The 8952-nt window shown below is 64.0% G+C and carries 10 protein-coding genes; 4 read left to right on the top strand and 6 right to left on the bottom strand.

All coding sequences use genetic code 11. From position 1 onward, the window contains the following. Positions 1-998, top strand: a 998-nt coding sequence (locus tag WAN02_RS00410; RefSeq protein ID WP_422261748.1) for a cytochrome P450, incomplete at its 5' end; no start/stop codon positions are given. Positions 999-1020: 22 nt separating this feature from the next. Here the strand turns inward: WAN02_RS00410 and WAN02_RS00405 are convergent. The 5 genes from WAN02_RS00405 to WAN02_RS00385 all read right to left on the bottom strand — a co-directional run bounded on the left by WAN02_RS00405 (position 1021) and on the right by WAN02_RS00385 (position 6317). After that, entirely contained in the window at positions 1021-2112 is a 1092-nt protein-coding gene (locus tag WAN02_RS00405; protein WP_422261746.1) for a dihydrodipicolinate reductase, read from the bottom strand. Continuing rightward, complete coding sequence (locus WAN02_RS00400) at positions 2109-3083, bottom strand: LLM class flavin-dependent oxidoreductase (RefSeq protein WP_422261752.1); 975 nt, start codon at positions 3081-3083, stop codon at positions 2109-2111. The genes WAN02_RS00405 and WAN02_RS00400 overlap by 4 nt, the downstream gene beginning before the upstream one ends. Positions 3084-3164: 81 nt before the next feature. Beyond that, complete coding sequence (locus WAN02_RS00395; RefSeq protein WP_422261744.1) at positions 3165-4274, bottom strand: dihydrodipicolinate reductase; 1110 nt, start codon at positions 4272-4274, stop codon at positions 3165-3167. A gap of 50 nt (positions 4275-4324) precedes the next feature. Beyond that, on the bottom strand, positions 4325-5518 hold the full coding sequence (locus WAN02_RS00390; protein ID WP_422261742.1) for a cytochrome P450: 1194 nt from the start codon (positions 5516-5518) through the stop codon (positions 4325-4327). A 13-nt stretch (positions 5519-5531) separates the two neighbouring features. Continuing rightward, a complete protein-coding gene (locus WAN02_RS00385) occupies positions 5532-6317 on the bottom strand; it encodes a spirocyclase AveC family protein (RefSeq protein ID WP_422261740.1) in 786 nt (261 codons plus the stop codon). Positions 6318-6527: 210 nt separating this feature from the next. Here WAN02_RS00385 and WAN02_RS00380 point away from each other — a divergent pair, with 210 nt between their 5' ends. Beyond that, entirely contained in the window at positions 6528-7187 is a 660-nt protein-coding gene (locus WAN02_RS00380) for a TetR/AcrR family transcriptional regulator (protein WP_422261738.1), read from the top strand. A 28-nt stretch (positions 7188-7215) separates the two neighbouring features. Here the strand turns inward: WAN02_RS00380 and WAN02_RS00375 are convergent, their stop codons facing one another. After that, positions 7216-7563, bottom strand: a complete 348-nt coding sequence (locus tag WAN02_RS00375) for a hypothetical protein (RefSeq protein ID WP_422261750.1) — start codon at positions 7561-7563, stop codon at positions 7216-7218. Positions 7564-7809: 246 nt separating this feature from the next. On the opposite strand from WAN02_RS00375, the gene WAN02_RS00370 reads away from it, so the two are divergent. Both WAN02_RS00370 and WAN02_RS00365 read left to right on the top strand, forming a co-directional pair. Then, the gene (locus tag WAN02_RS00370; RefSeq protein WP_422261736.1) at positions 7810-8517 is read left to right on the top strand and encodes a hypothetical protein; all 708 of its coding nucleotides are present in this window, start codon (positions 7810-7812) and stop codon (positions 8515-8517) included. After that, positions 8514-8952: hypothetical protein (locus WAN02_RS00365; protein ID WP_422261734.1), on the top strand; the 439-nt coding region annotated here is incomplete at its 3' end. The genes WAN02_RS00370 and WAN02_RS00365, both read left to right, overlap by 4 nt.

The following is an 8952-nucleotide window of genomic DNA, read 5'->3' as shown; positions in this document are numbered from 1 at the left end:
CGATGGATCCACCGGATCACACTCGTGCGCGCTCGATCCTGAGCCGGTTACTCACGCCGAGCCGACTGAAGGAAAACGAGGAATTCATGTGGCAGCTGGCCGATCGCCAGCTCGACGAGTTTCTCGGCAACGGAGAGTGCGAGTTCATCTCCGAATATTCGAAACCCTTTGCGACGTTGGTGATCGCCGACCTCCTCGGTGTTCCCGAGGAAGACCACAAGCAGTTCCGCACGGTGCTGGGCGCGGACCGTCCCGGCGCGCGGGTCGGCGCGCTCGATCACGAATCGGTCGGCATCAACCCGCTGGAGTGGCTCGATGACAAGTTCTGCTCGTACATCGAAGACCGGCGCAGCTCTCCCCGTGACGACGTGCTGACCTCGCTCGCGACGGCGAAATACCCAGACGGATCCACACCTGAGGTGATCGAGGTAAGTCGTTCGGCGACATTCCTTTTCGCGGCCGGTCAGGAAACCACCGCCAAGCTGCTGTCCGCGGCCCTGCAGGCACTGGGCGACCGGCCCGAAGTTCAGCAGAAGCTGCGCGAGGACCGCAGCCTGATCCCGGGCTTCATCGAGGAATCGCTGCGGACCGAGAGCCCGGTCAAGAGTGACTCCCGGCTCGCCGTCAGGGCGACCACCGTCGGCGGCGTCGAGATCCCCGTCGGCGCCATCGTGATGGTGTTGCCCGGCGCGGCCAACCGTGACCCACGCCGGTTCGAGAACCCGCACGAATTCCAACTCGACCGCAAGAACGTCCGCGAACACATGGCGTTCGCCCGCGGCGTGCACTCCTGCCCCGGCGCACCACTGGCCCGCGTCGAAGGCCGCGTCTCGCTTGAGCGCATCCTGGACCGGATGTCCGACGTCGCCATCAGTGAGACTCAGCACGGGCCGGCCAACGAGCGGCGCTACACCTTCGAGCCGACCTACATCCTGCGTGGGCTCAGCAACTTGCACCTCACGTTCACCCCGCGGCCGGCGCTGGCACCGGTCCAGTAGCCCCGTGAGGGTCGACAGGCCCTCATTGAAATACGTTACGCGGCAACGTATTCGGAATGTCCAGCGAACTGAGCAACCCTGCCGGCGCAGCCACCACATACGGCACGGCGTTCACGACCCGCATCGCGGTCGCGGCCATCGCCGCATGACCGGCGCCATGCCCTCGAGCGGCGCCCACCGTCATCGCGCAGTGAATGTCGGGGTCGCCCTCGATGTCGACCCGGTAGGTGGCGTCGGTCTCGGACGTCGGCCAGTTCGGGGCGACGTCGCGGGCCATCCGGATGATGTGCTCCATCACGATCGCCTCGCGGCCCCCGACCACCCCGGCCGCCCTGGTCCGCACCGCCCCACACGTGCCGCCCGGGATGGTGCCGAACGCCACCTCGATGTCGCGGTCGGTCAATTCGCGATCGAAGCTGCCGTGAATCTCCTCGACCTGCACGCCGAGCCCGTCGGCAATGAGGTGAATTGGTGCCTTCCAAGCGATTTCGATGAAGCCAGGTGTCTTCAGCATGGGTTCGAAGTCCAGTGGGCGGGCAAAGCCCATCCCGTTGATCATGACGTCGGCTACCGGATAGTGGTCGTTGAGTGCGATTTCGGTGGCCGTGAGCGTGCGGATCTTCTTGGACTGGGTGGTCATCAGCAGCGCGAGCTGATCGGATGCGAATCCCGGGAAGATCCCCGATGCGTAGAACGACGCGCCACCGGCGTGGGCCGCGGCGGCGAGCTGATCGCGCCACTCGGTGGCAAAGTACGACGGCGGGTACACCAGGCTGGTCGTCGACGTCGACACGACGTTGATGCCCGCGGCGAGCAGCTTGAGATAGTCGGGAATCGCGCCCGCGTCGCGTTGCGGGCCGCTGGCGGCATACACGACGCAGTCCGGCTCGAGTGCGATGAGCGCGTCGGCGTCGTTGGTCGCGGTTAGCCCGATCGGGTCGCCACCGACGAGTTCGCCCGCATCTTTGCCAACTTTGTCGGGTGAATGAACCCACACCCCAACCAGTTTCAGATCTGGCCGGTGCCGAATACCATCCACGGCAACCGAACCGACGCCTCCGGTCGACCATACGACCACGCGAATGGGGTCGGTCACCGCCTCCTCCTTGCTCATCCGTGGACCATCTGGGCTTGCTGATGGGCCGCCACCGCCGTCCGCAGATAGCGCCACGCCATGTCGGGTTCGATGCCACCGCACAATGGATGCAAGGGCAGCGATTTCCCAGCCCGGACGAATTCCGTTGCCGCCGTGGGTGTCAAGATGCGGTACGGTCCCCCGGCCAAACGCAGCTCGGCCACGGTCGTCGCCCGGGTAATGCTGGCCACCGAGTCGTCCCCGTGCCGGTAGGACGCGGCCATGGCGGCATCGTGAAGCAGGTGCGGACCCAGCTGTTCCCACGCCTGATCGACGTTCTCGGCGACGAAAACCGCTGTCGGAGAGTCAGGTACCGGGAATTGGAGGAAGCCCGGGACGTTGCCCATTGCGCGGCACTGGGCCTCGTAGTAGGTCCTCAACTCGGGCCGGTCGACCTGGGAGATGAAGCCCAGGCCGTGCGTGGCGGCCCTGCGGACCGCGGCCTTGCTGCCGCCGGCAATCATCATCGGGGGCCCGCTGGCTGAAGCGCATCGTGGCGTGACCCGCACCCGCCGGCCCCGGAACTCGACCGACTCACCGTGAACCAGCGCTATCAGAACCCGGAGATACTCGTCGGCGAGCCGGCCGCGAGCAGCCAGGTCGATGCCGAAGTGGGCGTACTCCTCCTCGCGATGGCCCACACCGAACGCGTACGAAACCCTGCCCCCGCTGATCAGGTCCAGCACATTGATCTCCTCGGCGAGCCGGACCGGATCCCATAGCGGTAATGGCACCGCCGCCAACAGAATCGCCATCTCCTGGGTTCTCGCCGCGACGGCCGACGCGAGGATCAGCGGGGTTGGTAGATGCCCATCGTCGGCCCCGTGGTGCTCCGACAGCACCGATAACGCCACCCCGCGGGTCTCGGCCCACTCGCACATGTCCAAAACCGCGGAATACTGAGCGGCCGCCGGCCCGGTCCAATCAGGAACCCTCATGTCGAAACGCATCGTCAGCACGACCGTCGACATCCTTTCCACACGGGAGTGCAACGACCGCCATCCAGCGGAGCCCCTCCCGAGGGGCTCCGCTCAACTCTGTTGCGTTGCAAAGACATTCTTCGGAATGGTCAATGGCAGGTCGACGGCGCTGAGGAGCCCGGGCGCTGCGTTGACGACATAGGGCACGGCGTTGACGACGCGCATCGCGGTGGCCACCATCGCGCCGGCACCCGAGGTCATCGAGCCGATGCCGGCCCGGCCAGGGTCGCGCAGCGTTGCCGCCAGGGTGCAGTCAATGTCGGGATCACCGGTGATCACTACGCGGTAGGACAGGTCGCCGATGCCGGTCGGCCAGTCCGGAGCAACGCCGTGCGCCAGCCGGGTGACGTGTTCGACGATGATCGCCTCACGACCGTCGACGACGCCGATGGCTTTCATGCGGATCGCCCCGCAGGTTCCCGCCTCGACGGTACCCATTGCGACGTGCAGGGTTTCGTTGGTCACAGCGCGGTCGAAGTCTTCGCGTACTTCTTGGACTTCGACGCCGAAGGCGTCGCCGATCAGCCGGAGCTGGCCCGCCCACTCACCGGCGATGGCTCCAGGAAATGAGATCCATGGCTGGTAGTCCAGCGGCTGTCCGAAGCCCAATCCGTTGATCATGATGTCGGGCACGCCGTAGTCGTCATACAGCCCGATCTCATAGGAGTGGATCGACTCGATCGAAGACGATTGGGTGGACAACACGAGCGGCAGGTAGTCGGCGGCGAAGCCGGGTTCGATGCCCGAGGCATACAGCGACACCTGTCCCTGCTTGGCCGCGGTGACCAGTTGCTCGCGCCACTCGGCGGGCTCGTAGGCGTGCGGGTTGACCAGCCGGGTGGTGCTGGTGGTGACGACGTTGATGCCTGCGGCAAGCAATTTCACGTAGTCGGGAATCGCCAGGGCGTCGCGTTCGGGTCCGGCGGCCGCATAGATCACGCAGTCGGGCTCGAGGGCGATCAGCGCGTCAGCGTCGTTGGTCGCGGCTACACCGATGGGATCGCCGTTGGCCAGCTCGCCGGCATCCTTGCCCACCTTTTCGTCGGAGTGCACCCAGACTCCGACCAGATCGAGGTCGGGGCGGTTGGTGACGGTGCGAATGGCGATCGACCCGATCCCTCCGGTCGCCCACACCACCACGCGGTACTTGCCTGCGGTCATCGCTTCCTCCTTCAGTGGTCTCAAACCCGTTGTTTTGCAGTGACTGTTGGCTATGCGATCTTGACCGGCAGCCGGGCCCAGCCTCGTACGCTGGACGTCCGCGCCCTGCTGGCGTTCTCGTAGTCGACGTCCCAATCGGTCCAGCGCTTGAACACCTCCTCGAACGCGACCCGCGCTTCCAGCCGGGCCAGCGATGAGCCGAGGCAGAAATGCAAACCCTGCCCGAAGCTCAAATGTGCTGCCTTACGGTGGATGTCATAGCGATCGGGATCAGGAAAGTGTGTCTCGTCACGATTTGCCGACGCGTTGAGCAACAGCATGTACGACCCTTCGGCCACGGTCTGCCCGTAGAGCTCGGTGTCCTGGGCGACGTAACGACCCTGCACCGGCGACGGTGGCTCGTAACGCAACGTCTCCTCGACCGCTGACGGGATCAGCGAGGGATCGGCGACGAGTTCTCTTCTCTGATCCGGATTTTCGCCGAGCAACTCACCCATGAACCCGATCAGTCGAGCGGTGGTCTCACCGCCCGCGCCGGCGATCATCGCGGTGTAGGCGACGACTTCACCGCGGTCGAGCGGTCGCATGGTTCCGTCGGGTTCCTCGATGTGCGCGTTGAGCAGCTCGGTCATCAGGTCGTCGGAAGGGTGCGTCGCCCGCCACTCGATGTAATCGGCGAACTGTCCGATCGACTCTTCCAGGGTCGTCGCGCTGAGCAGAGTGCCCCCGGACTCGACCGTGATGCTCTTATCGTTGCGATCGCGGATCTGTTGCTGCCCTTCCTCGGGAATACCGAGCAGGTAGCCGATCGTCCGCATCGGCATGATCGCACCGAGGTCGGCGACGAAGTCGAAACCGTCCAAGTCGCGCAGCGGATCCAGTGCACGCGAACACAGGTCACGCACCAGCCCTTCGACCGCCAACATGCGGCGAGGAGTGAAAACCCGCGACAACAGGCGGCGGTGCAGGTCGTGCAGCGGCGGGTCTTCCCATAGCAAGATGCCGGGCGGAATGTCGATACCGCTGAACAGGACGTCGGCGGTGGTGCCTCGTCCCGAACGATATGTCTCCCAGTCGTGCAGTGCGGGTGAGACATCGTCATAGCGACTGAGCGCGTAGAAGTTGTACTTGTCGTTGTAGTACAGCGGCGCCTCGGCGCGCATCCGTTTCCACACCGGATAGGGGTCGTCGTCGATCGCGTGGTCGTACGGGTCGTAGTACACATCGACTTTCGAATCGCTCAAGATCAACCTTCTGCTAGCGGGGCTGGTTGGGCGTGCCCGGGAATAGCTGCTCGGTGGGTCCTGCGGTCACCCAATCGCCCAACTTCGTGATGAGATGCGGCGCGAACACCGAGCCGTAGACAAGGTGGCCGACGACGATGACGGCGACGATGGACAGGGCCGAGGACTGCAGGCGGGTTTTCGATTTCTTGTCGGCCCACATCTCGATGACGTTGCGGCCTTCGACATCGGTGCGCCCGAGCAGGTAGGTGAAGACCATCATCTCGATGCCCATGGCCAACGAGTCGTACAGCGGGTATTGGTGTTTGGTTCCCTCGAATATCGCGAGTCCGGGGATCACGTAGCCGTAGTAGAAGTTGCCGAAGTGGGCGCCGGTAATGGCGTTGAACACGAAAGCCCAACAGAAGCCCACCAGCAGGCCCACCGTCAGGAGGGCAATTGGTCTGCGCCAGTGAAATTTTGCGCTCAGCCATCGGCCGAGTGCGGCTCCGATCAGGGCGGGAAGAACGAAGTAGGAGACGTAACCGATGGGCACCGACGACGGCAGCCCGCCCCACGTCACATTCAGCGGCCACCACGACGGCATCCGCGGCAGACCGGGCGGAAACTGTGCATACATCGCCCAGTCATAAGGGGACTCGATCCAGGAGAACGAGAGCGCGGAGATGCTCAGCAGAAGGAGTGGGTGCACGCGTCGGCGACGGTAGCTCAGATAGGCCCCGATCAGAATCAAAGCGAACCCCGAGACGTAGGCGAAGTACATCTGCCCTTCCAGCAGGGGCGTCATCTTCGCGTTCACGGGTGGCCGTCATTGCTCGGAGTGCGCCGCGCTTCCGGGTCGAAGCGGAGAACCAGGCCGAACACCAGAGCTATCAATCCGAACAGCGTGCCTAGCATGATCACAGCACCCACGCCCAACACCTCTCCCATGAAAAATACAACCCTTTAGATAGTGACGACTATCCTATGAACAGTCAACCACCAGATTCGGCTCGAGGAGTAGACACCCTTGCCTGAGCGCGCCTCTGCTAAAAAGCCGGTCGAGGCCGTGACCCCGGGGTCACGGCGGCCGCGGGGCGAGCCACGCAAGCTGCTGCTCGCCGCGGCCCGCGACCTCTTCGCCCGCCAGGATTACCGCAGCACCACAACACGTGAAATCGCCGAAGCCGCAGGCGTTACCGAGCATCTGCTGTTTCGCAATTTCGGTTCGAAAGCGGGGTTGTTTCGAGAAGCCCTGGTCTTGCCGTTCACCGAATTCGTCGACGACTTCGGCCGCACGTGGGAGTTGGTCGTCCACGAGGAGGCCGACGAAGACGAGCTGACTCGACGCTTCGTCGGGCAGCTATACGACGTGTTCGTCGAACACCAGGGGCTGCTGTTGACGCTCATGGCGGCAGAGGCTCTCAGCGAGGACGAACTGGCCGAAACGGGCATCGCCGACATCAGGCGAGCCCTCACCGTGCTCAGCCAGATCGGCGCGGAAGGCATGCGCATCCGCGGCATGCGTACCAGCCGTCCCGACCTGCCCGCCCACTCGACGGTCGCCATGATTGCCGGCATGGCCGCATTGCGCTCCACGTATTTCGGAACAGAGCCGCCGCCGCGACAAGCCATCGTCGACGAACTCGTCCAAGCGATTCTGCACGGATTCCTGCATCGACAGGATTGACGGAGCAAATGTGCTGTGGCGCAGTAACTCAGGTATCTGCGCGGGTCCAGAATGCGTGAACTTGCTGCGCGATGCAGATCAGGAAAAGGCCGTCGGGCGCCTGTGCGACGTAGTTGTTATACAGGTGGCAGTCGGTGTTCTCTTCTTTGATGCCCGCCATCGGCGGTGAGCGGAACCATCGCGGCTCGTAACGCCTCGGCGAGCCGCAGAACATCAGACGTCCGGGTTGGGTGGCGGGCACGTAGCCGCCGGATACCCCGAACGCGTAGTAGGTCGTGTTGTCGCACGGCGCACCCAGCACCATGTTCGGCGCGATGCCTGGAGTGCAGGCCGGATAGTCGCAGACGGTCGGCCCCGCGGCGGCCGTCGGCGGCATCACCACGCCGACTCCGCTCAGCGCAGCCACCACCGCCACGATGAAACGCACCGCAATAGTTTTGCATGGGCGATAAGAAAATTCTCTTATTCGGAGAAGATCACCAACGGTAGGTAGCCGGACTATGTTGCGCGTCGTCATACCCCGTCCGGCCAGCGACTTTGGGGTGATAACGTGATTCTCCGTGTGTAGCCCGGAACGAGCCGTGAGTCGCGGTGCGCTTGCGCCGGCGATTGTCTTGGACCAGTGACGGACTTCGGTACCGACCCGTCCTCCACCGAGTCTCCAGATTCGCTCGCGGCAGCAGAAGAAGAGCTCGTTCGTGCCGAGGAGCGCGCCGAGGCCGCACGAGCGCGTGCCGCAGAATTGCGTCGGGAGGCCGAGGCCGGTTCAAGCGAACAGACCGACGACGCTGAGGCTCAGCCGGTTCGCCGGCGGTCGAGGCTTCGGTGGCCATGGCGGCTCCCTCGTCCTGGCCGCAAAGCGGTGGGTGTCGGCTTCGCGGTCGTGGTCATTGGCGCCTCATTGGCGGCGAGCGGCTACATCGTCTGGCAGCACCGCGCACTCGTGCAGCAACGGCAACGTGCGGCAGAATTTTCCGCAGCCGCCCGCGAGGAAGTCGCAACGCTGATGTCGATTGACCCCGCGCACGCTGCGGAGAATCTCCAGCACACCATCGACGACACGACGGGAGCACTCAAGAGCCAGCTGGAAGCGACGTCGGGCTACATGGCCAAGAATGCCCAGGATGCGCAGGTCACCACGAAGGCCACCGTGCAAGACGTCGCGGTCGAGTCGATGACAGATAATTCAGCGGTCGTTTTGGTAGTCGCGAAATCCGACACCATCAACCCTGACAAGTCGGTGCGGCCGCCGGTCTTCTGGCGACTCAGTGTCAATATCGATCGGGACGGGGATCGGCTCAAGATGTCGAAACTTGATTTCGTCCAATGAATTCCGAATCAGAGTCGCCGCTCGACGATGCCGAGACCGCCGACGAGGATCCCTCCGTCGACGAATCGCGTCTCGACACAACGACTGCGATCGATCGAGTCGCCTCCCGCCTTCTCGCGCACTGGGGTTCGATCCTTCTGACGGCGTCAGTCGTCGCCGCGGTCGGACTGGCGGCTTGCTTATTCGTTCTTCAATACCGTCCGGATCGACAGATCGATGATGCCGCGGCCCAGCGGGCGATCCGAGCGGCCTCCGACGGAGCAGTTGCGGCACTGTCCTATTCGAGCGAAAGCATGGATCACGACTTCGCCAGAGCGAGATCACACCTCACCGGCGACTTTCTCGCCTACTACGACAAATTCACCAAAGACATCGTGATACCGACGGTCCAGCAGAAGCACCTGGCGCAAACCGCCACAGTGGTGAGGGCGGCCG

Origin of the sequence: Mycobacterium sp. (genome assembly GCF_049281135.1) — a bacterium.
Classification (GTDB): Bacteria; Actinomycetota; Actinomycetes; order Mycobacteriales; family Mycobacteriaceae; genus Mycobacterium.
Note: the sequence above shows the minus strand (reverse complement) of the source record. Positions and strands in the feature narration are given on the sequence as shown.